Origin of the sequence: Borrelia hermsii DAH, assembly GCF_023035675.1 — a bacterium.
Taxonomy (GTDB): Bacteria; Spirochaetota; Spirochaetia; order Borreliales; family Borreliaceae; genus Borrelia; species Borrelia hermsii.
On sequence record NZ_CP073147.1, the window covers coordinates 24,118 to 48,413 of the forward strand.

General features: G+C 29.9%; 25 protein-coding genes and 1 pseudogene. 8 read left to right on the forward strand and 18 right to left on the reverse strand.

The genetic code is table 11. From position 1 onward, the window contains the following. Positions 1 to 16: 16 nt before the first annotated feature. The 5 genes and pseudogenes from bhDAH_RS07280 to bdr form a co-directional block, all read right to left on the reverse strand. Positions 17 to 433 carry a DUF261 family protein gene (locus tag bhDAH_RS07280; RefSeq protein WP_062706028.1) on the reverse strand — a complete coding sequence of 139 codons (417 nt, stop codon included), beginning with the start codon at positions 431 to 433 and terminating at the stop codon, positions 17 to 19. Positions 434 to 590: 157 nt separating this feature from the next. Further along, positions 591 to 737, reverse strand: a complete 147-nt coding sequence (locus bhDAH_RS07285) for a hypothetical protein (protein WP_155719674.1) — start codon at positions 735 to 737, stop codon at positions 591 to 593. A 206-nt stretch (positions 738 to 943) separates the two neighbouring features. Beyond that, positions 944 to 1,121: pseudogene (locus bhDAH_RS07705) on the reverse strand (single-stranded DNA-binding protein); the annotation flags it as partial. A 453-nt stretch (positions 1,122 to 1,574) separates the two neighbouring features. Next, a complete protein-coding gene (locus tag bhDAH_RS07290; protein ID WP_062706025.1) occupies positions 1,575 to 1,796 on the reverse strand; it encodes a hypothetical protein in 222 nt (73 codons plus the stop codon). Positions 1,797 to 2,171: 375 nt separating this feature from the next. Continuing rightward, positions 2,172 to 2,321 carry a Bdr family repetitive protein gene (gene bdr, locus bhDAH_RS07295; RefSeq protein WP_236842427.1) on the reverse strand — a complete coding sequence of 50 codons (150 nt, stop codon included), beginning with the start codon at positions 2,319 to 2,321 and terminating at the stop codon, positions 2,172 to 2,174. Between the two features lie 281 nt (positions 2,322 to 2,602). Here bdr and bhDAH_RS07300 point away from each other — a divergent pair, with 281 nt between their 5' ends. Beyond that, entirely contained in the window at positions 2,603 to 3,178 is a 576-nt protein-coding gene (locus tag bhDAH_RS07300; RefSeq protein WP_062706022.1) for a hypothetical protein, read from the forward strand. Positions 3,179 to 3,726: 548 nt separating this feature from the next. Here the strand turns inward: bhDAH_RS07300 and bhDAH_RS07305 are convergent. The 6 genes from bhDAH_RS07305 to bhDAH_RS07330 all read right to left on the reverse strand — a co-directional run bounded on the left by bhDAH_RS07305 (position 3,727) and on the right by bhDAH_RS07330 (position 9,784). Then, complete coding sequence (locus bhDAH_RS07305) at positions 3,727 to 3,894, reverse strand: hypothetical protein (RefSeq protein WP_155719673.1); 168 nt, start codon at positions 3,892 to 3,894, stop codon at positions 3,727 to 3,729. A gap of 97 nt (positions 3,895 to 3,991) precedes the next feature. Beyond that, the gene (locus bhDAH_RS07310) at positions 3,992 to 4,870 is read right to left on the reverse strand and encodes a hypothetical protein (protein WP_062706019.1); all 879 of its coding nucleotides are present in this window, start codon (positions 4,868 to 4,870) and stop codon (positions 3,992 to 3,994) included. Between the two features lie 129 nt (positions 4,871 to 4,999). Further along, on the reverse strand, positions 5,000 to 5,149 hold the full coding sequence (locus bhDAH_RS07315) for a hypothetical protein (RefSeq protein ID WP_155719672.1): 150 nt from the start codon (positions 5,147 to 5,149) through the stop codon (positions 5,000 to 5,002). Positions 5,150 to 5,649: 500 nt separating this feature from the next. Further along, positions 5,650 to 7,107, reverse strand: a complete 1,458-nt coding sequence (guaB, locus tag bhDAH_RS07320; RefSeq protein WP_062706016.1) for an IMP dehydrogenase — start codon at positions 7,105 to 7,107, stop codon at positions 5,650 to 5,652. Positions 7,108 to 7,126: 19 nt separating this feature from the next. Continuing rightward, positions 7,127 to 8,665 (reverse strand): glutamine-hydrolyzing GMP synthase, encoded by a 1,539-nt coding sequence (guaA, locus tag bhDAH_RS07325; RefSeq protein ID WP_062706012.1) that lies wholly within the window; start codon positions 8,663 to 8,665, stop codon positions 7,127 to 7,129. Between the two features lie 315 nt (positions 8,666 to 8,980). After that, a complete protein-coding gene (locus tag bhDAH_RS07330) occupies positions 8,981 to 9,784 on the reverse strand; it encodes a 5'-methylthioadenosine/adenosylhomocysteine nucleosidase (protein WP_062706009.1) in 804 nt (267 codons plus the stop codon). 726 nt (positions 9,785 to 10,510) lie between these two features. On the opposite strand from bhDAH_RS07330, the gene bhDAH_RS07335 reads away from it, so the two are divergent. Then, the gene (locus tag bhDAH_RS07335) at positions 10,511 to 10,900 is read left to right on the forward strand and encodes an amidohydrolase family protein (RefSeq protein WP_236842426.1); all 390 of its coding nucleotides are present in this window, start codon (positions 10,511 to 10,513) and stop codon (positions 10,898 to 10,900) included. 311 nt (positions 10,901 to 11,211) lie between these two features. Then, positions 11,212 to 11,505: an adenine deaminase C-terminal domain-containing protein gene (locus bhDAH_RS07340; RefSeq protein ID WP_236842425.1), complete on the forward strand. Its 294-nt coding sequence runs from the start codon at positions 11,212 to 11,214 to the stop codon at positions 11,503 to 11,505. A gap of 182 nt (positions 11,506 to 11,687) precedes the next feature. On the opposite strand, the gene bhDAH_RS07345 is transcribed toward bhDAH_RS07340, so the two are convergent. The 4 genes from bhDAH_RS07345 to bhDAH_RS07360 form a co-directional block, all read right to left on the reverse strand. Next, the gene (locus bhDAH_RS07345; RefSeq protein WP_062706006.1) at positions 11,688 to 12,506 is read right to left on the reverse strand and encodes a CRASP family complement regulator-acquiring lipoprotein; all 819 of its coding nucleotides are present in this window, start codon (positions 12,504 to 12,506) and stop codon (positions 11,688 to 11,690) included. An 833-nt stretch (positions 12,507 to 13,339) separates the two neighbouring features. Further along, positions 13,340 to 14,695, reverse strand: a complete 1,356-nt coding sequence (locus tag bhDAH_RS07350) for an NCS2 family permease (protein ID WP_149029015.1) — start codon at positions 14,693 to 14,695, stop codon at positions 13,340 to 13,342. A 109-nt stretch (positions 14,696 to 14,804) separates the two neighbouring features. Next, entirely contained in the window at positions 14,805 to 15,203 is a 399-nt protein-coding gene (locus tag bhDAH_RS07355) for a hypothetical protein (protein ID WP_420869287.1), read from the reverse strand. 88 nt (positions 15,204 to 15,291) lie between these two features. Continuing rightward, a complete protein-coding gene (locus bhDAH_RS07360) occupies positions 15,292 to 15,771 on the reverse strand; it encodes a hypothetical protein (protein ID WP_247098915.1) in 480 nt (159 codons plus the stop codon). Between the two features lie 73 nt (positions 15,772 to 15,844). Between bhDAH_RS07360 and bhDAH_RS07365 the strand changes: the two genes are divergently transcribed. Further along, positions 15,845 to 16,537 carry an ImmA/IrrE family metallo-endopeptidase gene (locus bhDAH_RS07365; RefSeq protein WP_025407026.1) on the forward strand — a complete coding sequence of 231 codons (693 nt, stop codon included), beginning with the start codon at positions 15,845 to 15,847 and terminating at the stop codon, positions 16,535 to 16,537. Positions 16,538 to 16,545: 8 nt separating this feature from the next. On the opposite strand, the gene bhDAH_RS07370 is transcribed toward bhDAH_RS07365, so the two are convergent. Beyond that, positions 16,546 to 17,109: a hypothetical protein gene (locus tag bhDAH_RS07370; protein ID WP_025407025.1), complete on the reverse strand. Its 564-nt coding sequence runs from the start codon at positions 17,107 to 17,109 to the stop codon at positions 16,546 to 16,548. Positions 17,110 to 17,203: 94 nt separating this feature from the next. On the opposite strand from bhDAH_RS07370, the gene bhDAH_RS07375 reads away from it, so the two are divergent. The 4 genes from bhDAH_RS07375 to bhDAH_RS07390 all read left to right on the forward strand — a co-directional run bounded on the left by bhDAH_RS07375 (position 17,204) and on the right by bhDAH_RS07390 (position 22,389). Further along, complete coding sequence (locus bhDAH_RS07375; RefSeq protein ID WP_062706000.1) at positions 17,204 to 18,451, forward strand: ankyrin repeat domain-containing protein; 1,248 nt, start codon at positions 17,204 to 17,206, stop codon at positions 18,449 to 18,451. Between the two features lie 188 nt (positions 18,452 to 18,639). After that, positions 18,640 to 20,223: a PTS transporter subunit EIIC gene (locus bhDAH_RS07380; RefSeq protein ID WP_247098916.1), complete on the forward strand. Its 1,584-nt coding sequence runs from the start codon at positions 18,640 to 18,642 to the stop codon at positions 20,221 to 20,223. Between the two features lie 170 nt (positions 20,224 to 20,393). Next, a complete protein-coding gene (locus tag bhDAH_RS07385) occupies positions 20,394 to 22,022 on the forward strand; it encodes a PTS transporter subunit EIIC (RefSeq protein ID WP_062705994.1) in 1,629 nt (542 codons plus the stop codon). 85 nt (positions 22,023 to 22,107) lie between these two features. Beyond that, on the forward strand, positions 22,108 to 22,389 hold the full coding sequence (locus tag bhDAH_RS07390; RefSeq protein WP_062705991.1) for an acylphosphatase: 282 nt from the start codon (positions 22,108 to 22,110) through the stop codon (positions 22,387 to 22,389). Here bhDAH_RS07390 and bhDAH_RS07395 read toward each other — a convergent pair. After that, positions 22,373 to 22,816: a hypothetical protein gene (locus bhDAH_RS07395; protein WP_062705988.1), complete on the reverse strand. Its 444-nt coding sequence runs from the start codon at positions 22,814 to 22,816 to the stop codon at positions 22,373 to 22,375. The genes bhDAH_RS07390 and bhDAH_RS07395 overlap by 17 nt on opposite strands. A 97-nt stretch (positions 22,817 to 22,913) precedes the next feature. Next, positions 22,914 to 24,263, reverse strand: coding sequence for a protelomerase family protein (locus tag bhDAH_RS07400; RefSeq protein WP_062706037.1), 1,350 nt, complete (start codon positions 24,261 to 24,263; stop codon positions 22,914 to 22,916). Positions 24,264 to 24,296 lie beyond the last annotated feature (33 nt).

Genomic DNA, 24,296 nt, shown 5'->3' on the forward strand with positions numbered 1-24,296 from the left:
TTGCATAATGAAGAACTCACACTCGCCTAAATATACGCTTAGACGTAATATAATACTCTTTGCCTCTCTCTTTAAGTTCAAGTGAGTCATAAAGAACACTATTAGAATTAATTGCTATAAAGTGATATCCTGGAATACCTTTGATTTTTACTTCACTTATCTCAAATTCATGACTTGTACATCTGTAAGATTGAATCTCACGTTTAACATTTGTATTAATACTAAAATAACCTAATATCTTACATGGCTCTAGAATATAACAGCTACTATTCATGTATCCTAAACGAATAAACCTGTAATAATTATTGTTAATATCAATAATATTGAATCGTAGCTTCCTAAACTCCTCTATGTAATAATGCAAACATAAAAAGTAACATCCCCACTGCTGTATTTGTGAAATGAGACCTGGGTCATCTTGTTTTATTTTCATCCCTAACCCCCCTTGTTAAACACTCAAGATTTGTATAATAGTGAAAAATTGCATTGAATCATCAAACAAATTTAAAATTCGATCTAAAAATCCAGAAAATTGAAAGTATTTTTTATTAATCTTGGTTATCCCACATGCTTAAGCCTCATCAAGGTGCTTACTGCACACATGTAAATACATCAAGACATAACTTGGCATTCCTCATAGCAAATCTCTCATCTCCAAGTTTTGAAAAAACAATGTATCCACTCTCATCTCTTTTGCTAAATAAAACATCTTCAAAATCATCATTGAATTCCATCATTTCTTCTATAAGTTAACGCTTAAAGACAACCTTGCCCACCCCATTACTTTCTAATCTATTCTGATTGTAACTTATATCCTTCAAAAAGGAATATCTTCACAAAACTCCTCATCAGAATCAATCTTACTAGTTACTTGAATATCTTGAATTTTAATAGATGAACCAAGCATTCGAATTTCACCCACTCAAATAGTGCACTTTTATTATTCTTGACAACTCTCATATCTTAAAGACCCACTAACTACAACTTGTTTTCCCTTTGTAAGAAATGCAATGAGGGTCCCAGCTCTTTTCCAAAAAGAACACAATCAAAAATTGTAAATAGTCTATCCACTAGTTATTTCTCTTTATCTTGCTGTTATTAACCAAACTAAACTTCAAAATAGGAACTATCCTTGTCATCAAGTCTATTCATCATATCCATACGCCTTAATCACGATCAAGTCTTTTCAAATTCTATAAAAACTCTTGCTTTAAGCAAGAATCATAAATCTTAAAATCCTCGCGGTTTATGATTATTGGCTTTTCTAAACTTATGTATCCATAATATATATTTAAAACTTGTCATTCCCTTTTATAGAAGAATAACTTAAATGCATTTACCCTTTCAGGGTTAAAGATATCTCGCATGCATGCCAAGAATTTGCCTTTTTGTTTTCGATTAACCTCAAATACATAAAAGTCTTTGATAATTTTTATGGTATATGGTTCTACCATTTGTTTTCTCTACCTGAATAAAAATACTATTTTTATTTATTTTTGTCTCAATTCAATATCTGCTCTTTTTGATTTTAAGCGCTCTAAAGAACATTGCATATTCTATTTCCAAGCCTCACTTTAATTATCATAACTCCTATTAGCAAGTTTTTCAAACTTTAAATGCTTTAACCATTCTCTTGTTTTAATAATGCTATCTTCATATCGTATTTTGTTTGCATTCTCTTCTACTTTGTCTAGATACCTCATTGTTTTCCATTTAGAGACATTCTTTATCCGTAAATTCATGTTATTTATATCTTCATTTTTTATTTCTTTTCCTCTTTTTTCTTTATTATTCATATATTTATTACTGCTTACAGGATAATTGACATTATTAGTTACATTTTTAGATTTAAAAATTTTAACCCCCTTATCGTTTAAGTATTTTTGTCGTATTTATTTGTGAATTTATATATCGCATTAGCATCATTTTCAATGATAGCTTGTTTGTCTTAAAGTAAACGCTTCAAGTTATTAGTACTGTACTTATTAACTACATATCTTAATTATATATGGAACCTTCTCTTTAGCTCAATCTTAATAATGTCTTGTCAATAATACCGTGCTTGCATCAAAAGAACAACTCTTTTCTAAGCATTCTAAATGTAATCGGTTTAATATCATATTTCTTACATTTTCTATCTCATTATTAAGTTCATTCTCGACACTATCAATTTAGTCCTCCCAATTCTCAAATTTAATATTAAATTGTTTCTCCAAGCTCTCTAAATTTTTATATGTAAATATAAATATATGTAAATATAAAAATTCATTATGATAATATCTTCTAGATAAATCATGTGCTATTGCCTTATCCAAACCCATCTTTTATAAACTCATTATATATCTGCCTTTCTTTAAGATAGGCTTATCCCAAATCAAAGTAAGTCTTTACGCCTATGAAACGTAGCACCATAAACTAACATTATTGCTTCTAATTTTGATCATTTATTAAATATGTGTAACAATTATAGGTATGTCTTAAGCATATCCATCTAAATTAAAAGCAATATCAAAACGCCATTATCATATAAATATACCAATACTATAATGTTATATTATATAACTCATTCTAATTATTGAATAAATAGAGTCTAATAAATAAGATGCATAGTGTCCAATTTATATCACAAATATTTTTATTATATTCTCTATTATTTTTATCTACAATTAATATATTTGCTAATATATCTGCAGATAAAAGAGAAGAATGGGCAAAACATTACAGGTATATAAATTCAAAAATAAAATTATTAAGAGTAAAGGAATGGAAAGATAATTTTAACAACCTAAACAATCTTGGAATATATTTCCTACAAAAAATCAACCGTATTAAATCCCTATCTAAGGAAGATCTTGCATCTTACTTTCAAACAGCTTTCACTACCAACATATGTGCTCCACCATCAGGAGATATCCTACCCAAAAAGCATAAATCTCTATTTGACAAATCATATAAGTTTATCAATACCCTTAAAAATAAAAATGCAGACCAAACAGCATATCTCATATATGACATGATAGGTCTAACTAATATCTTTGCTGAAACAAAAGAAGTTGTAGACACATTAAATTATAAAGCTAAAGGAGGGGCAGGGGCAAAAAAACATTATCATGAATACAAAAATACTTTAAAAAATTTACAGATTTATACAAAGAAACAGAAAAAGAATACTTTCTAGCAATAGACACACTTGATCATAATGATATAGAAAATAGCTTTTGTAAATTTAATCATAAATTTACAAAAATTCATAACTCAGCTAGCCATATACATTCCACACTATATGATATATATAACAAATACATATACACACCACAAATATCCATCATGCATTAATCTGTAACATAAAATTGAAATCACTCTATTCTAGGCTATAATTTCATTATATGATACAATGTCAAGCAATAATCTCGTATCTAAAAAAGCACTATCAATACCTTTATAGCTATTAATATTAATTTGAAAGTAAATCCTGCTATTGTTGGTACTTGCAATCACAAACTCAATATCAAATATCCACTTACCCAGATTTTTTTATAGTTCCAACTAAAGTTTTAACTTATGCATCTGTTTTCTCATTTAGATACCCAATACATTCCTTATAATAATACCGCATTGATAAATCATAAGTTATTACTCATACACAATTACATTGCTTCTTTTTAAGAAATACTACCTCTCATAGCTAATCCTCTATCTTTTATCCTAAGTGCTTTAAACCTGTTCTCATAACCCACATGACCCAACAACAAATCGCTCATGTCTTACACGCCTAATTCTGTAAAGAATACTTACCTCTTCTATCCCACGCCCTGAAACTAATTTTGCATTCTCTTCCGACAAATTTAAACTTACCATCTGCCCTCTAAAGCCTAAAACACAGCTACAACTCACTAAAACACTGCTAATATGATACTATATTTACTTAAGATTTGAATAATAAAAACATTTTTAAAACACATAATAATGCTATGCTAATTATTAACTACCGTTATAGTTTGGCTACATTATAAGCAATATAGAGCTCCTCAATAACATCAGACAATTCTCTCCCTCTTTCATAACTAAAGACTCTCTCGGCATGCTCTTTAACATTCCTAATATCTCCTCGATTAAGAAAAATAGAACTAAGAGCATCTGTCATAATACTAATAGATAAAATATTACCTTTCTTTACAAATAACTTTAAAATTTCGGAAAAACTCTTAGCAGTACCAGCAAATCTTTTAGAAGAACATCCAGATGCTATAATAGAAAATACATCAACATACATAATTACAGCAGTATCTATGAAATTCAAATAAGCATCTGCTAACAATCGAGTAGCAGCTATAGATTGCTCCTGTTGCACCCCATCACCTTTAGAAGAAGAATTAATAGCATGTTTTATAGCCCCCTTAAATTTATCAATTGCACCCTTCCAAGCTTGGGGATTATAATCTTTTAAGACATCTGCAAGACTTTCAAACCTATTAACAAGATCGGCATTACTCATCTTAGCAATAGCACCTCTAAGCACCTTGGCAAATTCTTTACTATTACACACGCTATTATCACCACCTATGCAATTAGAATAAGTTCTAATAATACTATAAACTCCACCATAATCCGAACTAATAAACTTTAGCTGTCCTACATATTTGCTAGAATCAGCAACAAAAGTCTCAAGCTTGTTAATATCACCTAGACTCAATTTATCAAAATAATTTTTTACTTTACTCTCAGTAATATTAGAGCCATTTCTTATGCCAGAATAACTTGTAATTTCACCATTTTCACTTTTCCTTTCAAGCGATCCAAATGAATTTCGACACGACACCATAGAAATTAATGTCAATAATACTAATCCACATATATTGTTCCTAGTCATATTATTTCCTCCTTTTTAAAATCAAAATCATTTGAACAACATTTTACTTCCAAAATCATGATCATCAAACATATATCTTCATTTACTAAAATAATTTTAAACACTCATATTAAATCCAAACATCTAATTCTATTCTTTATAGTCAATGCTCATACATTTAAGGCCTAAAATATAACATACAACAATCATCAAATAATCAACCTTAGAATTACCAATATCTGTCTCTATGTTCATGTGATGAACTTCATCGACATCTGGTAGACTATAATAAATAAACAATTAATCACGCCTTTATCGCAATTTTGAACAAAAAATTAGCTCTCAAATGCCTACTCTCGCTAAAGGATACATATTTCTAAATGAAGAAAAAAGGATAAAAACCGTAAACACATACGTTACAAACTAAATAGAAAAATACGGAGACTTGAAATTGCCCCACACACGCGTAATGAACTGCCTTGTATTCACTCATCTGAGTGTACTATTTGCTTGAATGAAGGCTAAATTCTTACCAGCTACCACCTATATACAAGGGCAACTTATCCCCCCCCCAAGATAGCGCGAAGAATAAGCTAGTTATATTTGAATTCCAAGATACTGAGGTATTACTATACTAGTAAACAGCAACAAAAATTCGCATCTCAAATAACAAAAAATTATTACAGGATTTGCAGATATCTATATCAAAATCAAAAGGAAGATGAACTTGACAAATTCTCTCCCTTTTAATATTAGGCCTACTATAAAGCCTTAGTATTTTTAGATACAATTAAATCAGATTATTTTTTATTTTCCAAAACATCATGCGCATGGGATTCTCTTAAAGAAGCAGCGCTTATTTTAACAAATTTAGCCTTTGTCTTTAATTCTAATATTGTTCCCACTCCCACATAACCCATTCCAGACATTAGACCTCCCTTTAATTGAAATATAATGTCTTTCAGTTTACCAGCATAAGGAACCATTCCTTCAATGCCTTCAGGAACCAATTTGCCAGGAGACTCTTTATTTTCAAGTTGGAAATATCTTGACTTGGAGCCCCTAGCCATAGCAGAAAGAGAGCCCATCCCAACATAAATTTTAAATTTTTTTCCGTTGTAAACTATTTCTTCTGAAGGAGATTCATGAGCACCAGCAAAGAGATTCCCTATCATCACACTATCAGCTCCTACTGCAATTGCTTTAACTATATCTCCTGAAAATCTAATTCCACCATCCGCTATAATACAAGTATTTGTATGTTTACAAACTTCAAAAACATCATTAATTGCAGTCAGCTGCGGCACCCCAACTCCTGCAACTATTCTTGTTGTACATATGCTTCCAGGACCTATGCCTACTTTCAAACAATCTGCCCCTGCATCAATTAAATCAAGAGCTGCTTCCTTAGTTACTATATTACCCGCAATAACATCCAAATTGGGATATTTATTTTTAATGTTTCTTACAAGCTCAATCACCCTCGTAGAATGTCCATGTGCAGAATCAATAGCAATTACATCAACATCTGCTTTAACTAATTCCTCAACACGCTCTAAAGTATCAACATCAGTAGAAACAGCTGCTCCTACTCTTAGCCTATTCTTTACATCTTTGCATGCATTAGGAAAATACTCTTGATGCTCCACGTGATCTATGTCTTTGCAAGTTATTAACCCCCTTAAGTTGTTTGCCTCATCAACAATAAGTAGCTTTTCTATCTTGTGTTTAGACAATATTTCTTTAGCTTCTGTTAACGTTATATCTTCTTTTGCCGTAATTAATTTCTTAGTCATTGCATTCATTACAGGGACATTATCATCCGTAATATATTTAATGTCTCTACTAGTTACTAGGCCCAATATTTTGCCTGTTTTATCTGTTACAGGTAATGCAGAGATCTTATGTTTCGAAATCAATATCCTGGCTTCTTGTACATTCGCATTCTCATCAATAGTGATAGGATTTTTTATAATTCCGGTCCGGTGATAGGCCTTTACTATCTCTACTTCTTTTCTTTGGGCTTCAATGGTGATATTTTTATGTATAATGCCCATTCCACCCTCTTTAGCTATAGCTATTGCCATTCGGCTTTCTGTAACTGTATCCATGGCTGAGCTTAAGAAAGGTATATTTAAAGATATATTCTTTGTTAACTTTGTCCTTAAATCAACATTACTAGGTAATACAGATGATTTTCTAGGAATTAAAGAGACATCATCAAAAGTCAAAGCCTCTTTTACTATCTTATCTATCAATAGGTTCTCCTTATTTTTATTATTCCCATTCTATTGTTGCTGGAGGCTTAGAAGAAATGTCATAACAGACTCTATTTATGCCTCTGGCCTCATTAATTATTCTTGAAGAAACTTTTTTTAAAAAATCATAAGGTAATTCAACCCAATTAGCAGTCATAAAGTCTAAAGTATTAACACATCGAATAACAGCTGTATATTCATATGTTCTGCTATCTCCCATTACTCCAACAGATTTTACAGGCAATAAAACTACAAATGCTTGTCTTATCTTATAATATAAATTACTTGCCAAAAGTTCTTCTATTAAGATACTATCAGCTTTCTGCAGAATATTAATTTTCTCCTGAGTGATCTTGCCAATTATTCTTATTGCCAATCCTGGACCTGGGAATGGATGCCTATAAAGAACATCCTCTGCAATCCCTAATTGAATTCCTAGTTGAATTACTTCATCTTTAAAAAGCTCCCTTAACGGCTCTAAAAGTTTTAACTTAATTTTCCCTGGAAGTCCTCCTACATTATGGTGTGATTTGATATGTGAGGAGAAAACATCATTCCTCGATTCAGACTCAATTACATCTGAATAAATAGTTCCTTGAGCCAAAAATTCTACATCTTTGTCTTCTAAGGCTATCTTTTCAAAAACCTCTATAAATGTTTTTCCTATGATTTTTCTTTTCTCTTCAGGATCATCTATATTTTTTAAATTATTCAAAAATATTGAAGAAGAATCAACATGTTTTATGTTCAAATTATATTGTCTATTAAGTTCTAATATCTCCCTAGCTTCATTCTTGCGCAACAAACCAGTATCTATAAAAATACAGATTAAATTACTCTCTATTGCCTTATTAACAAGTAAGGCACATACTAAAGAATCTGTTCCACCAGAAAGTCCCAAAATTACTTTCTTATCACCTACTTGAAGTTTTATTTTTTCCACAAGATCGTCTATGCTATTATTTAAATTCCAGTTAACCTGAGCTTGACAAATTTTAAAAATAAAATTTTTAAGTATTTGATTTCCAGATTCTGAACAAGTTACCTCTGGATGAAATTGTAACCCATAAATTTTTTGCTCTTCATTAAATACAGATGCAATACAAGTTTTAGTATAAGCTATTTGTTTGAAACTGCTTGGAACCTTTACAATATTGTCTCCATGACTCATCATTATTTCTAACTTATTGGGAAGTCCCAAAAATAAATTAGACTGATTATCATCTATAAATAATTCAGTATTACCAAATTCTTGCTTATCGCACTTAGAAATTACGCCCCCAAACAATTTAATGATTAGTTGCATTCCATAACATATTCCTAGAATCGGTACACCTAAATTAAAAATCTCAATGTCCACAGTAGGGGCTTCGTCTAGATAAACAGAGGCAGGTCCTCCGCTTAAAATTATCCCCAAAGGATGCATATCCTTAATCTCTTCTGCAGAAATAGAATATGCAATGACTCTTGTATAAACACCTACCTCCCTAATTTTTCTCGCAATCAGTTGACTATACTGAGAGCCAAAATCTAACACAATCACTGCATTATTACTCACTATAAATTCCTTCAAAAATTAATTTTACTCATCATCTTGGAAAAGATAATTTTATCAACCTTAACAATCAAACTAACTTCTTATGCAATGTTTTAACGAAACAAGACAAAAATTTATATCTATACTCCTTGAGTAATTATAGTCAAAAATGCACTTGCTTTGTTAATCCACTACTCCAAATATATAAGCTAATACGATCAACATTGATTAACTTATATAAAATCTATTTATCTAACATTCTACTAAAAAACATCTTGATGTTAAATTAACTTATAAGCCTAAACTACCACTCATAACTATAAAACAGACTATTAACTAGAGTAATCTCAAGATCTCCTGTACCATCATAGCTGCATTCACCGTTGCCAACTTAAGATATTCATTGTATTCAACTTCATTGCCCTCATTGTTTATAATATCAGATATAGATCTAACAACTATAAAAGGAACATTAAATACATGGGCAACATGTCCCAATGCTGCACCCTCCATATCTACTGCTATCATATCCTCAAAGTTTGCTACAATTTTTGACATATAAGCTGGATCAATAAATTGATCTCCTGATAATATTAATCCTGAATATCCATCAACACCTTTAAGATTTGTTTGAATAGCTTTCAAGGCCTTTTCAAGCAAATTTCTATCACTACTAAACCTCTGGGGTAATTCTGGAACCTGTCCAACCTCATGTCCAAATTTAATCAAATCAAAATCATGATAAGCTACTTCTGAAGATATTACTATATCTCCCACCTTAAGATCACTTACCTTAGGGCTTATAACCCCACCAGCAACACCACAATTAATTACATGACTTATATTATACTTGGACAAAAGATAACTAGTCCATAAGCTCGTATTTACCTTTCCAATCCCCACAACAGCAGAGATAACATTGCGATTAGATATCTTGCCTTTAACAATCTTTTTATTAATCCCATAATCCCTCAATACTATTTCTTCCTTACGAGACATAAGCTTATTCAGCTCAGCAGCTCCCGAATCTATAGCAAATACTATTAAAATACTGCTATTTTTATTAGAAACAGCATATCCATTGAAACAAATTAATAAAAAAATCAATAACTTAAATGCCAAACAGTTATGATGACACATTAATTCAAGACTCCTTCATTGCTTCAAAAAAGTACTAATAATTGTAATACTTAACACCTTTTCCAAATTTTTCAATGAAAATAAATAATATATATTACTTATTTCTCAATATTGACTTTAGCATAAGAATTACATTAGATACAATAAGAACTCATCAAAGAGACTACAAACTTTATATATCTTAGTAAGGTACAAATTAAGCACATAAAAATTCACCTCTATATAAAAATAACTATAGATGAAATCTCTTGATTTATTATGTATTAATACGATTAAATAAATCACCGATCAAATAACATTCTACTAAAAATTATAATAGATGAAAAATAACTTGTAATTAGGCGCTGCAAAATTCAAAACATATAATAGGCTCGCTCCCAATCATAAATCTTGACGCTCAAAACTTGATCATAAGTATTAATAAAATTTTAACAGAAATTTTGAATTTGCATATGTTGTTGACATAATCAATATTGCAGTAACATATTATAAAAAGAGCTATCTTAAAGGACAAATAATGAATTCGTTACTATTAAAGCAAACTACATTGATATTTTGAATATAGAAATTCATCCTTCTCACATAAGAATAAAAAATGGAACCATTTTCGACATAAAAAGAACTAATGACTCTTTCAAAGACTATGTATTACCAGGATTGATTCCCACATACACATAGAGAGTTCCTTGCTTATTCCATCACATTTTGCTCATCTAATCATTCAACATGGTAGCAAGCAATCCCCATGAAATAGCAAATGTTAATAGTTTACCACCAAGCTCAGTTTTAACATACGCATCCCCAGGAATTAATACTGCTTATGAATGTTCAATAATAAAAGATGCGCAGTATAAGTTATCTTTAGCCATGAAAATTTTAATCCGAGAAGGAAGTATAACTAAAAACTTCGCAGCTCTGCGCCCTATTATTAGCGAATGTTCAAAAAAATACCGTGATTATTTAATGTTTTGTTTTGATAATGCACATCCTAATACCTTGTTTAACGGATATATAAATTTAATGGTTGCACGTTCCATAGAACATGGTCATGATTTGGTTGATGTTTTGAAAATAGCCTGTATTAATTCTGTCATTCACTATAAAATTCCAGTTTGATGGCTGAAGGTTGGCGATCCTGCTGATTTTATCAGCATTACTAAAAATATAAAAACATTTAAAATAGATAAAACTTATATAAATGGTAAATTGATATTTAGCGATGATCAATCATATATCCCACTACTAAATGAAAATCCTATAAATAATTTCAATTGCAGAAAAAGTCCATTGTAAATTTTAAATTTTCTACACAAAATAAAACTATACCAACAATTAATTACATTAATAATCAAATTATTACTCACAAACCTATGGCCAATGGTAATCTATTAGCTCCAGATTTTGAATCCAACATCAATTAAGACATTTTGAAAATAGAAGTAATAAATCGATATAATAACCACAATAAAGTATCAATCGCTTTTATAAAAAATTTCAGACTCAAAAATGGGGCTATTGGAAGCACGGTTGTCCATAACTCTCACAATATTATAGTCCTTGATACTAGTTATGAATATTTATACAAAACAGCAAATCTTATTATCGAGAATAACGGGGGCTTATGTGCCTTGAATAACAAAGATAGTTTAATGTTAAATCTACCAATTGCAGGTTTGATGAACATGCTCATGCCCAAGGCAGTTGCCCTTAAATATATTTAACTAAATAACTTTTATAGAGATGTTTTGAGTTCCAACTTAGATTTTCCCTTAATGACCTTATCTTTCATGCCATTAACGGTAGTGCTCACTTGAAAATAAATGACAAAGAACTCTTTTTCATTCTTAGATCTTTAGACTAACTAAATAAATACAAAAAAAGCTATCAGGCTTAACCTCAGACATTAAGACATCAATTCTAAAAGATCATCAACCAATACTCCAACTTTTTCCATTTGTTCTATTAAAAACTTAAATCGTTGATTCATGAAAAAATTGAACTCCTTTAACATCAATTCTGTTCCCTTAAAATCTTTATTAAAAAAACCAATCATTTCATCTACTCTGCTGTTCCATTCCTTCCTTAAAGACAGAAGCCATTCAAGATTTGATTTAATATAATCTAAATTTTCAATAGACATAATTACAAACATATTTCTTTTAAGATTCATATTTTCAATTAACGATTCAACCTTTAATTGATATTCACAAGATACCACACTAAAAATACAGTTTAAGAGATCAATAATCCCACTAAAGTTTATTTTAGCAAAAGACGCTCCTAGCTCTTCAAGTTTATTCTCATTATAATCAAATGATGCATAAAATCTTCTTCTATACATCCTGGTGCATTCCAGATTAAAACATACTAAAAGAAATTTTTCTTCTCTACAGAGAATATAACTAAAAGGCAACCCATAAAAATCACGAGGCTCGCTCATGATTTTTAATTCAGAATATTTTATCTTGTCAATTTCTCTAGATATTAAATCAACTATTGCGGATCGCAAATTAAAAATTACTTCCTCAGCAGAAATTTCTTTCTTCACTTTTACCTTAACAAACTCACTTTTGGATTTTCTAACTCCAATCTTCCTTACAATGTATTTATTACGTCCATTATCTATTTTAGATTTACCATTATTATGCTCATCATTACCATTCAAACTACAAGCTATTAATACTAAACCTACAATTGACAAGACAAGCAAATATCCATTCATAAAGACTCCCCTTGTCATTACCAACTATGATACTATACCAAACATAACTTAATATTAACTAATAAATTAGACTATCTATTAAATTAGACTATCTATTAAATTAGATTTTAACATAGAATAATAACATGATTAAGATCACTAGTATCTTATTGATTCTCAATCATGAAAACAAATAAAAAATATCTCACAAACAAATGGATATAAGTTAAAAAAAGAACTTACAGTAAGTCTTAAACACAATGATATTAAGCCAATAACATGCGGATCAAAAATCAATGGAATATATTTACTATATAAAAGTCAAAAAGGCAATAAGTATTCGGTCTATTACTGATAATTTAATTCTTATTCTAGCAATCTCTTATAATCCCCCTCCATAACAAATTGAAGTTAAAATGAAAGAATGTCTCTAGTAATGATGCTAATTCAATCGATGAGATTATAAGTTGATAATCCCAATATAAAAGCAACAAAAGTACAAACCATAGATATATCTACAAAATTCTTAACTTCAATTCAATAGGGCATAGGCCAGGAATAAAAGATACCGAATAACAATGCTAAACAATATCTAATCTCAGGAATAACTAAGTTCTTTGAAAGAATAGGAATATAAGTAATTTATAAATACAGTTAAATAAACTGCTCAATAAAATAGCTAATATATATTCAACGGTAGTCAATACAGATAGAAAGTTATCCGAATCACTAACAATATAAAGAAAAACAAAAGGCAGCCTAAGAAAAAAGCAAAATCAAACTAAATAAAACCCAATAAACAGACTATAAAATACCTGTTTGCTCTATTGTTATAAATCAATAGAGCAAAAAATTTAATGAGAAAATATTAACTTTAAAATAAAAATAATAAATAATAAAAGTATGGTGGGAACAATTTTTACACTTTCTTTGGTAATAAAACTATGCAATACATTTATAATCACATAAAAAATTATCCCAATTCCTATTCCTGAAGCTATACTATAAGTTAAAGGAATCAAAAATAATATCAAAAAGCTAGGAATAGCTTCTCTCATGTTTGAAAAATCTATATTCTTTATCTCTTTACACATAAAGAATCCCACATATATTAAAGCAGCTGAAGTTGCACTAGCAGGAACAGCAATAAACAAAGGCGCAAAAAATACTGACAATATTAATAAAATGCCTGTCACAACTGATGTAAATCCTGTCCTTCCACCCTCAGCTATACCTGTCGAACTCTCAACATAAGTAGTTACAGGAGACATACCCATAACCGCACCAAAAGTGGTAGCAATAGCATCAACTAGTAATATTTTATCAGCATTTCGTATCTTTCCCTCATCATCAACCAAATCTCCCTTTGAAGCAACACCTACCAAAGTTCCAACAGTGTCAAATAGATCATTGCACAACAAAATCAATACTATAAAAATAAAATTCCAAAAATTTTCACCTAACACATAAGAAAAGCTTAATTTATTAAATATAGGCGCAATTGACTCATATCTTAAAAAACCATCCGGCAATCTAATTCCTATATTCAAAGCAGCTTCTCTATCAAATAAAGCATAACACCACGCTATTAAAGTAGTTATACAAATTGATAATAATATACTGCCCCTAATCCTTTTAAGCTCAAAAACAAATATGGCAACAAGACCTACAAATGTAAGTAAAACTTTTAAATTCAGCAGACGTCCAAGGCCAATTAATGTAGCATCATTCTTAACAATGATTCCACTATTAATAAAACCAATAAAGGCAATAAAAAACCCTATCCCAACAGTAATAGCACCTCTTAAATTCATTGGTATAGCATTTACAATTCCCTCACGTGCCTTTGATAAAGACAAAATGATAAAAATAATACCTTCAACGAAAACCGCTCCTAAGGCGACTTCCCAAGGTATATTCATACCCTTAACAACAGAAAATGCAAAAAATGCATTCATGCCCATTCCAGAAGCCAATGCTAAAGGAGTATTAGTAAAAATACCCATAAAAATGGTAGCAAATCCAGCCGTTAAGCATGTTCCTGTTACCAATGCTCCCAAAGGCATCCCTGTACTAGAGAGTATATAAGGATTAACAACTATTATATACGCCATGCTTAAGAATGTTGTAAGCCCAGCTATAATCTCTGTTTTATAATCAAGACTATTATTCTTAATCTGCGACATCAATGTCTCTCTACTTTTACTCAAATGATAATACCTCCTTTTAAACTGTTTTCATTGGATAAAAAACTAAAATTAATACTATTGTCATTAATCCTTAACACTAAAATTAAAAAAAACAAATTAAAAATATATCTCAGACAATTTTATTATTTTGAAATAAAATATCTTCACTATCGGGCAAATACGAGAAAACAATAGTTTTAAGAACCTTGCCAAAACTGTTTACAATAAAAAATTTTCTAGCCTTAACAAGCTCTAAGTATACTTTTAAAGAAATATCCTTACCAACACTAAAGAAAGTCTGAATATATTCATTGCCAATTCTTTTATAACGCCCAAGCAAAAACGCAGCCACTATGTCATTACCACATTGCAAGAACAATGGCTCCTTATATCTTAAATTAAATTTTCCAGAAATAGTAAAATAATGCCTTAAAGAAACTTTATTCTTATCAAGAATCAATCTAATATATTTTGAATTCCTACTTAACTCCTCAATATTCCCCAAATCAATAGTTGAACAAGAAAACATCAAAAAAATAAAACAAAAAAAAATAATATATCTATTAAAAACCTTTATCATCAAATTACTATGAATTCTTATATAACAACATAATTTACTATAAAATATTATTATCAAGAGCATACTTTAGAGTATCTCTAGTACTCTCAAAGTCAACATCAATAAATCTGGCATCATATTTAAAAGTTCCTCTAGTCCATACTTGATAAGAGTTATCATCTAAAACAAAAGACAAACTCTTGTGGGGATTAAGAGCCCTTAAGATAAGATCAGAATTGTTTTTATCAATATCAACATATAAGAACCTGAGATTTCCAATACCAACCACCTTGGTAATATTAATATTACCAATATAGTTATCATCTTGAATCAATTTCAAATAACCGCTATTAAAATTTAACTTAGAATTCAGAACAACATTTAAAAATACAGAAAAATTATTAGTCGACTTATCCCTCTTTATGTAAATTTGACTATTTGGATAAAAATAAAGAAAGTAATTAGCCCTCTCAATCTTGTCAAATTTTACATCTAAAAATTCATCTACACTTAAAGTCTTACATGAAAAAAAAAACAATACAAATAAGAAAAAACTATATCTCATAATTCAATTATATTATACAATATGAAAAGGAGAATGTTTACATTGAATGAAATCCAATAATTTTAGCTCATATATTAAAACCCCTTACATTTATTCTGATTATATAATCTCAAAATATGCTGTATTGCTCATTCCAGTGCCAATAATAAAGATTGCAATTGGAGAAGGACTTAAAATATTTGAAATTGCATTTGAAGACAAATACAAAAATTTTGCTGGCTATATTAAACCAAACAAAAAGGCTATATATATAAACGAAACAATGAATCTAAAAGATAAAAGATTTGCAATAGCACAACAACTTGGTCATTATTTAATGCACAAATATCAGGTTTTTAACCCATCAAAGAGAACAGATACGATTAATACTCAGGATAACCACATGACAATAGAAGCCAACATATTTGCAACAAACTTATTAATCCCAACTACTACTTTAAAACTAAAAGTACCTCAATATAAATCGATAAAATATCCGCAAAAATCGATGGCAAAAGAATTTCAAGTATCTGAAAATATAATACACTTTAAGTTAAGCATGATTAATGAGATTCACAGGCTTGAAAGAGAAAACAAGATACAAAAGAAACTAAAAGTCAAGCAAATAGACAAAGCAAGGGCCAAAGAGCTTTTACTTCAAAATATAGACAAGCTAAAAGAATCAATAGCAATTGATTTAGAACAAAGAGAAATCACAAGAAAAGAAAGCATAAAAAAAATTTTTGAAGAGCTAGAATAAATAATTTATTACTTGGAAAAGCTTTCAAGCATATTCTCCAGCTTTTGTTTAGCAACAATTAAAGCCTTTTTATCCTGAATAAGCATATCCAAAAAGATTTTTCTAAGCACAATCCAAGACCCATTATCCATATATATTTTATGAGAAGGAAAATTTATTCTTAAAGGAAATTTTTCTTTAATATTATGATTATCTAAATACCTCAGGACTTCGGATTTGAAAGACGAACCTTGAACTACACTATAAGCTAAGATAAATTTATATAATCTCTTATTATATAAGTAAAGACTCTTAATGTATTCAATATTGTCATTATAACTAGACTCAGAAATATAAACTGAGGTCTCTTGCTCTCCTTTCAAAATATCAAAACTATGCTTAGAAGAGTCACTTAAATTTGCATACCTCTTTAGATCAGAATTTGAAATCTTAAGTTCAGGATATATCATTAAAGCTTTTAAAGCCAATAAATCTAAATTGTCTCCCTTTTCAGAATCATTTAAAAAAATTGTGGAGCAACTTACAAAAAATAAAAAGATAAAAAACACACAAAAATCTAAAAATACACGCATATAACAACCTGATTATACTTTTTCGCAAAAACAAAGTAAATAAAATAGATCTGTTTTGATATAATAATATAAAATTTAACCTAAAGGAACTCAAATGAGCTATTATGCATTAAGCAAAATATTTATGTATCTTGGATATATTATTATAGGAACCACGTCTTTTACTATTTTCAACAAAAATTTAAGAATCAAAATCAAGAATAAAATGAAAAAATTCAACTCTTTATACTACCTAATGCTATTTATCCTTGTTATAACCACTTCTAACTTGTCCAATTATTTCTCAGAAAGACAATTATTAGAAGATTTTCAAACATTTAAAGAAGATTTTTTCGAAATACATAAAATCAATGCAACATTTTTACAAACATATCTATCAAGATTACAAGCACCAATTAAAATGGAATTAATGTCAAAACTAACACCAATAAACACCATATTTAATGCTAGCTTTGAAAAATATTCAAAAAATATAAACAAACCAGCAGCTGATATCGTTAAAAACTATAATGCCTATATTAAATCAATGAACACAGAAATTAAAGACAGGATTGTAAAATTAGAAGAAGAAATCCTGCCAATGTACAACAAATATAAATTACCTAGTTTCAATAACAAAATATCAGACATAGGTGTTGATAAGGATGGAAATATCATTCCCGTACTCAAAGACTTAAAAGGCCAAATAACGGATTTATTATTTTACGATCAAAATTACAATTTAATCCCATTTAAAGGATATCAAAAACATGAGGTCAAATTCGAGATCATTAAAAATGATGATAATTATTTCAAAGAACTGCTAAATGTTTATTATCTTGATTCAAATAATACCCAAGTTACCATTGATTATTATAAAAATAATATTGATACACTTCCTTACTATATAGATTTAAAAGAGAATAAAGATGATTTTTTAAAGAGTATGAAAACTAAAAATGAATATAAAGCATATATCGAAGAAAAACGCAAGCTAAAAGTATTAGTAAGCAATGATAACCTAGACGAGTTTAAACTCTTTTTAGAACAAAATCCAAACATTTTCTCATTAAATACAATATTTTCCGATGGAAGCCCTGTATTCACTCACGCAGTAAAATCAAAATCTAAGAATATAATAAATTATGTAATGTCAAAAGATTTCAACATCAATCTAACAGATCAGGAAGCCAAAACCGCACTTCACAATGCCATCATTAACGGATACGACATTAGCTTCATTAAAGCTCTTATAGAAAAAGGAGTAAACCCACATACAAGGGACTTGAATAAAAAGTTACCATTAGATTATGCTCCTAAGGACAGCGAAATCTATAAATACCTAAACACTATTATAAAATAAATAATACCAGTAACTTTAACAAATATAATAAAGATAATTAATTATTAATTATTACTGCATTAAATATAACATATATTAATTAATTTAATTAATATATGTTATATTTAATGCAATGAACACGAGGAGAATTTATTATGATTACCACTTCAAACAAATTTGCTATTTTTCAAAAAATCGGTAAAGCCTTCATGCTGCCAATAGCCCTTCTACCAGCAGCCGGGATTTTACTAGGAATTGGTGGAGCATTTACCAATGAAACAATGATTCAAGCTTACAAACTTGAGAACACTTTGGGACAAGGAACTCTTTTAAACATTATTCTATCGGTCATGAGGGACACTGGTGGTGTGGTATTTGAAAATTTACCGCTAATATTCTCATTAGGCATTGCCATTGGTCTTGCCAATATAGAAAAAGGTTCAGCAGGCCTTTCTGGCGGAATTGGATTTTTAATTATGCACAAAGCTATAAACAGTACCCTTGCAATACAAGGAATAAGTGCTGAAACGGTCAACTCTGAATATCTAATGACAATAGGATTTAATGAAGCACAAGCTGTTGCAAAATCATTTGAATATACAAATGTACTTGGAATGCATACTCTTCAAATAGGAGTACTTGGGGGTATGATCTCAGGGTTCATTGCTGCATATCTTCACAACAAGTACTACGACATTAAACTACCTCAATTTTTAGCATTCTTTGGGGGAACAAGATTTGTCCCAATAGTTACAACCGGAACAATGCTAATTATTGGTATAATACTTGTATTTATTTGGCCTCCCATACAAAGCATAATTGCCATGACAGGTAAAATTGTAGAGCAATCTGGTTATTTCGGTTCTTTTTTATTTGGAATAATTGAAAGAGCACTAGTCCCAACAGGTCTTCATCATATATTTTACATGCCATTCTGGCAAACACCTTTAGGCGGAACAATGGAAATTAACGGACAACTGGTTTCAGGAGCACAAAAAATATTTTTCGCACAACTTGCAGATCCAAATTTTTCAGGACACTTTGAAGTTACAAAAGGAACAAGGTTTTGGGTTGGAAAATGGCCGGGACATGCCTTTGGGCTTCCTGGAGCAGCACTTGCCATGTGGTGGGTAGCAAAACCTGAGCGAAAAAAAGAAATGGCAGCATTTCTAGGCTCTGTAGCATTTACATCATTCTTAACAGGAATAACAGAACCTATTGAATTTACATTCCTCTTCGCAGCACCTATTTTATTTTTTGGGTTTAACGTCTTTATGTACGGCATGGGATTTGTATTTATGCACCTTTTAAATGTCGGAGTAGGGGTAACATTTGCAGATGGATTTATTGATTATCTCCTTTACGGAATACTTCAAGGAAATGAAAGAACAAGTTGGATAAACATACTCTATGTCGGAATACCTTATTTCTTTATATATTTCTTTGTCTTTAAATGGACCATAGTCAAATTTGACTTTAAAACCCCAGGAAGAGAAGACGACGGAGTAACTGCCACAAAGTCAAGCTCAAAAGAAATACTTGCAAACTTAAGACAAATTACAACTAAAACCATCAAAGGCCTGGGGGGAATTGCTAATATTAAATACCACAGTGCCTGCATTACAAAACTCAGAGTTGAAGTATACGATATCAATCCTGTTAAAGATGATGCTTACTTTAAAGAACTTGGTGCTAAAGGCATCATAAGAAAAGATAAAGGATTGCAAATTATATTTGGTGTTGTATCAGATAACGTCAACACAGAACTAGAAAAAATAATTAAAGAACTATAAACCTCAACAACAGCAATTATAAAGGAATGAGTAATGCTTATTCCTTTATAAATAATTTTGTCTTTGAATTTATTTACAAGATCGACAAATATTGCTAATATTAATTAGACAATATAATTAAAAATGTTAATTATATTAAATTTTAATAACAATTTAAGGGAGGGGATGTTATGTCAACATCATCAGAATCTATATTTACAATATTACAAAAGGTAGGAAAAGCTTTTATGTTACCAATAGCTCTTCTACCAATAGCTGGGATTTTACTAGGAGTCGGTGGTGCACTTACCAACAAAACAATGATTCAAGCTTACGGAATTGAAAGCATACTTGGAGAGGGTACTTTAGTAAGTTCAATACTGTCTTTAATGAAATATACAGGTGAAGTAATTTTTGCAAACTTACCTTTAATGTTTGCAGTGGCAATTCCAATTGGATTGGCAAAAGCTGAAAAAGGAACAGCAGCTCTTGCTGGAGTTGTAGGATTTCTAGTCATGCATCAAACTATAAATGGAGTTTTATCTATTCAAGGCATTAATCCCTCAACTGTAAATGCAGAAGCATTAATAGCAATTGGAACACCTGAGGCAGAAGCAATCGCAAAAAGTCAAGAATATACAAATGTACTTGGGATCTTTTCTCTTCAAATGAGCGTAATGGGAGGAATGGTAGCAGGATTTATTGCAGTAATGCTTCATAATAGACTGCATAATACCCAACTACCAACATTTCTAGCATTTTTTGGAGGATCAAGATTCGTTCCCATCATAACCACACTTGTAATGTTTATAGTAGGAATAATTTTAACATGCATTTGGCCATTCATTCAAGGAATGATGTTTTCATTTGGAAATATCATAGAAAAATCTGGTTATTTCGGTTCATTCGCATATGGAGCAATAAAAAGATCTTTAATACCCTTTGGCCTTCACCACATATTTTACATGCCATTCTGGCAAACATCTTTGGGTGGAACAATGGAAATTAATGGAGAATTGGTTTCAGGAGCACAAAATATCTTCTTTAAACAACTCTCAGATCCTAATACTATACATTTTGAAGTTGCAAAAGGAACACGATTTTTCAGTGGTGAATTTATAGTAATGATTTTTGGATTACCTGGAGCTGCTCTTGCCATGTATCATACTGCTAAGCATGAGAATAAAAAAAACACAGCTTCTCTATTATTATCAGCTAGCTTCACATCAATGTTAACAGGAATAACAGAACCTATTGAATTTGCATTCATTTTTGCAGCTCCTGCTCTTTACTATCTTGTATATGTTCCTTTATTTGGACTCGCTCATCTATTAGGACATATTTTCAACATTGGGGTTGGATTAACATTCTCTGGTGGATTTATTGATATGTTCCTATTTGGCATACTGCAAGGCAACAGTAAAACAACTTGGATAATGATTCCTACCATTGGAATATTTTACTTCATAGGATTCTACTACATTTTCAAATTTGCAATTATAAAATTCAACCTAAAAACACCAGGCCGTGAAGAAGAAGAAAATATTACAAACATAAGTTCACAAAAAACAGAAATATCGGAAACTGCCAGAAAAGTACTAGAAGGACTTGGAGGTAAAAACAACATCACATACCTTGACGCATGTGCATCAAGATTAAGAATAAATGTCAATCAAATAGAATTAGTAAAGCCCGTTACTTATTTTAAATCCATTGGAGCAAGCGGAATGCTTAAAAAGGGAAATAGTGTCCAGATTATATTTGGAGGATTATCTGACAATATAAGAATGGAAATGGATAAAATTTATATCAATGCCTAAGAAATATTTAAGAATATAAACTATCAATAAGAGGAGAGGCATTTTAAAATCTCTCCTCTTATATTTTACAAAAAAGGATAAGACTATGCATAAAAATCAATACTTCATTTCTGGTAAAGTACAAGGTGTAGGCTTTAGGTTCTTTACGGAACAAATCGCAACTAAAATAGCGATCAAAGGATTTGTTAAGAATCTAGACGATGGAAGGGTTGAAATAGTAGCCTTTTTCAGCAATAAAGAACAAATTGAATTATTTGAAAACACCTTAAAAAAAGGCAATGGTTATTCAAAAATTGAAAAAATAGAAAAAAAAATCTTAGATGAAAGATATCCCTTCGATTTCAAGAACTTCAGTTCCTACTATTAATATTTTTACTAGTCTTACCCTTGATTACTCTCATCTTACCAATTTTTGCCTTATTACTACCTTTATTTGCAAAATTAAGAGGCCTTGAATTAGATTTAAAGAAATGCTCAACTCTAAACTTCAAAAAATCTAATGACTTTTTATCCTTACAAAAAATATTTAGATTGCCATCGGAAAATTTAATGTCAAGCCCATAATTAGTTTCCGTCCTTAAAAAATTACAAGAGATAAATTCTCCATTTAATTTACTTCTCTTAAAAAGGAAAAAATATTTCTTGCCTCTCTTAGAGTCTCTAAAATCAACTTTCAACCAATCCTGCATCGGTTCAATTGAAACCAAATTATCATAAAGATAAGAAATATAAATCATTCTATTATCATCGGCACTTAATGCCTTCTTAAAAAAATAAAGAAATCCTGTGTCCATACAATTAACAAATATATTACAAATCAGGGTATTTTAAAAATACTCCAAATTAATTGGATATCGAACATAAAAGCAAAATTAATTTTTTACAATGCCCTTAAACATCATATCCAAAAATTAAAGCTAAATACTCACCAAGCTTGGCATAGTTATAATTATAACCATATTTTTGCTTGAAAGCCTTACGAATTCTAACATTAAAGCCCCTTAACATTTCCAACTCCTCTAAACCATCTTCGCTCATCAAATCTTTAATTACATGTAAAGTCTTGGCATAATTATCATCCATAACGCCACACTCTTCTATCAATGCATTTAATTTTTGCATAGTAATAACAGAATATGTAGTCTTTCTCCTAACATACGTATATATCCGTCTTTCAATCAACTTAAGCAAATCAATATCAGCATTCTCATCTAAGTTTTCTAAGACATAACGATTATAATGAAAAGCCGTTATTATATCATCATGCTCATGTCCTAAAACCGTGGTTATCCACAAATTTAGCTCCATGTTCTTTGGGGCAAATGCAAGATAAGAAAATCTACTATAAAGCCTTCTACAAAAATAAACTGACTCTTCAGGTTCAAATATATTTTCAAAGAGCTTACGAAACAGCCTATTATAACTATAAGCAAGATTTGAAGATATAATCTCTTTCGAAAGTTTTTCTGTTCTTTCCATATATCTTATATCCTCTATTGAATCAATAATCAATTGGGAATCAGCAAAAGTGGGGAAAACAATTTCATGAATTAAATTATGCTCTTTTTTCTTTGCAATATGTTTCATAAGAATATGTTCACTATCTTCAACATAAAATTTAGAGACTTTCATTATTTCAACAGGACGCCGTCCAGTTGCCATTAATACCCCATAAAACTTTAACCTAATATCCCTTTTTTGAGTCAACAAGATATTTATTATCTCAGTATAAGTTTTTAAGTTTATCTTAACTGATATTTGCTCTCTTCTATAGCTATTAATTTTTGAAATCTTATAATGATGTGAATAATTATTCAACCATTCAGGACTTTTAAACAAGCTTAAGAAAGACTCAAAATAAACCTTTCGACCCAAAATATTATTAGCAACCATCAACTCCTCAATTTTGCATAAATCTTTTATATCGATATTAGATAGTGCCTTTACTTCTTTGGGAACCCAAAAAAACAAAAGCTTATTTTTCTGTCTTATCTCCTCAATCACTGAAAGATTGATATATTCCTTTATTATTTTACGGGTTTTAGAAAGATTTAATATGATTGAAAGATTAGTAAACTTATCCTTCCTTAAGAGAATGCTTTTATGTTTTTCAGCAAGAATAACTAGATTTTTATTTAATTTAGGATATGAAATCTCGCATTTCAAATACCTAACATATATTTCTTCCAGGTTTTTTCTAAAACATTCAAGCTCTTTTTTTATATTAACTTTCAACGACATACTAAACAAATTATAGCAAGAAAAAATAATAAG

Excerpts from the sequence above, each read along its gene's own strand:
- bhDAH_RS07280 (WP_062706028.1), bottom strand. The coding sequence starts at position 433 with ATGAAAATAAAACAAGATGACCCAGGTCTCATTTCACAAATACAGCAG.
- bhDAH_RS07285 (WP_155719674.1), bottom strand. The coding sequence starts at position 737 with ATGATGGAATTCAATGATGATTTTGAAGATGTTTTATTTAGCAAAAGA.
- bhDAH_RS07290 (WP_062706025.1), bottom strand. The coding sequence starts at position 1,796 with ATGAATAATAAAGAAAAAAGAGGAAAAGAAATAAAAAATGAAGATATA.
- bdr (WP_236842427.1), bottom strand. The coding sequence starts at position 2,321 with ATGGGTTTGGATAAGGCAATAGCACATGATTTATCTAGAAGATATTAT.
- bhDAH_RS07300 (WP_062706022.1), top strand. The coding sequence starts at position 2,603 with ATGCATAGTGTCCAATTTATATCACAAATATTTTTATTATATTCTCTA.
- bhDAH_RS07310 (WP_062706019.1), bottom strand. The coding sequence starts at position 4,870 with ATGACTAGGAACAATATATGTGGATTAGTATTATTGACATTAATTTCT.
- bhDAH_RS07330 (WP_062706009.1), bottom strand. The coding sequence starts at position 9,784 with ATGTGTCATCATAACTGTTTGGCATTTAAGTTATTGATTTTTTTATTA.
- bhDAH_RS07335 (WP_236842426.1), top strand. The coding sequence starts at position 10,511 with ATGGTAGCAAGCAATCCCCATGAAATAGCAAATGTTAATAGTTTACCA.
- bhDAH_RS07345 (WP_062706006.1), bottom strand. The coding sequence starts at position 12,506 with ATGAATGGATATTTGCTTGTCTTGTCAATTGTAGGTTTAGTATTAATA.
- bhDAH_RS07355 (WP_420869287.1), bottom strand. The coding sequence starts at position 15,203 with ATGTTTTCTTGTTCAACTATTGATTTGGGGAATATTGAGGAGTTAAGT.
- bhDAH_RS07365 (WP_025407026.1), top strand. The coding sequence starts at position 15,845 with ATGAAATCCAATAATTTTAGCTCATATATTAAAACCCCTTACATTTAT.
- bhDAH_RS07370 (WP_025407025.1), bottom strand. The coding sequence starts at position 17,109 with ATGCGTGTATTTTTAGATTTTTGTGTGTTTTTTATCTTTTTATTTTTT.
- bhDAH_RS07375 (WP_062706000.1), top strand. The coding sequence starts at position 17,204 with ATGAGCTATTATGCATTAAGCAAAATATTTATGTATCTTGGATATATT.
- bhDAH_RS07380 (WP_247098916.1), top strand. The coding sequence starts at position 18,640 with ATGCTGCCAATAGCCCTTCTACCAGCAGCCGGGATTTTACTAGGAATT.
- bhDAH_RS07385 (WP_062705994.1), top strand. The coding sequence starts at position 20,394 with ATGTCAACATCATCAGAATCTATATTTACAATATTACAAAAGGTAGGA.
- bhDAH_RS07390 (WP_062705991.1), top strand. The coding sequence starts at position 22,108 with ATGCATAAAAATCAATACTTCATTTCTGGTAAAGTACAAGGTGTAGGC.
- bhDAH_RS07395 (WP_062705988.1), bottom strand. The coding sequence starts at position 22,816 with ATGGACACAGGATTTCTTTATTTTTTTAAGAAGGCATTAAGTGCCGAT.
- bhDAH_RS07400 (WP_062706037.1), bottom strand. The coding sequence starts at position 24,263 with ATGTCGTTGAAAGTTAATATAAAAAAAGAGCTTGAATGTTTTAGAAAA.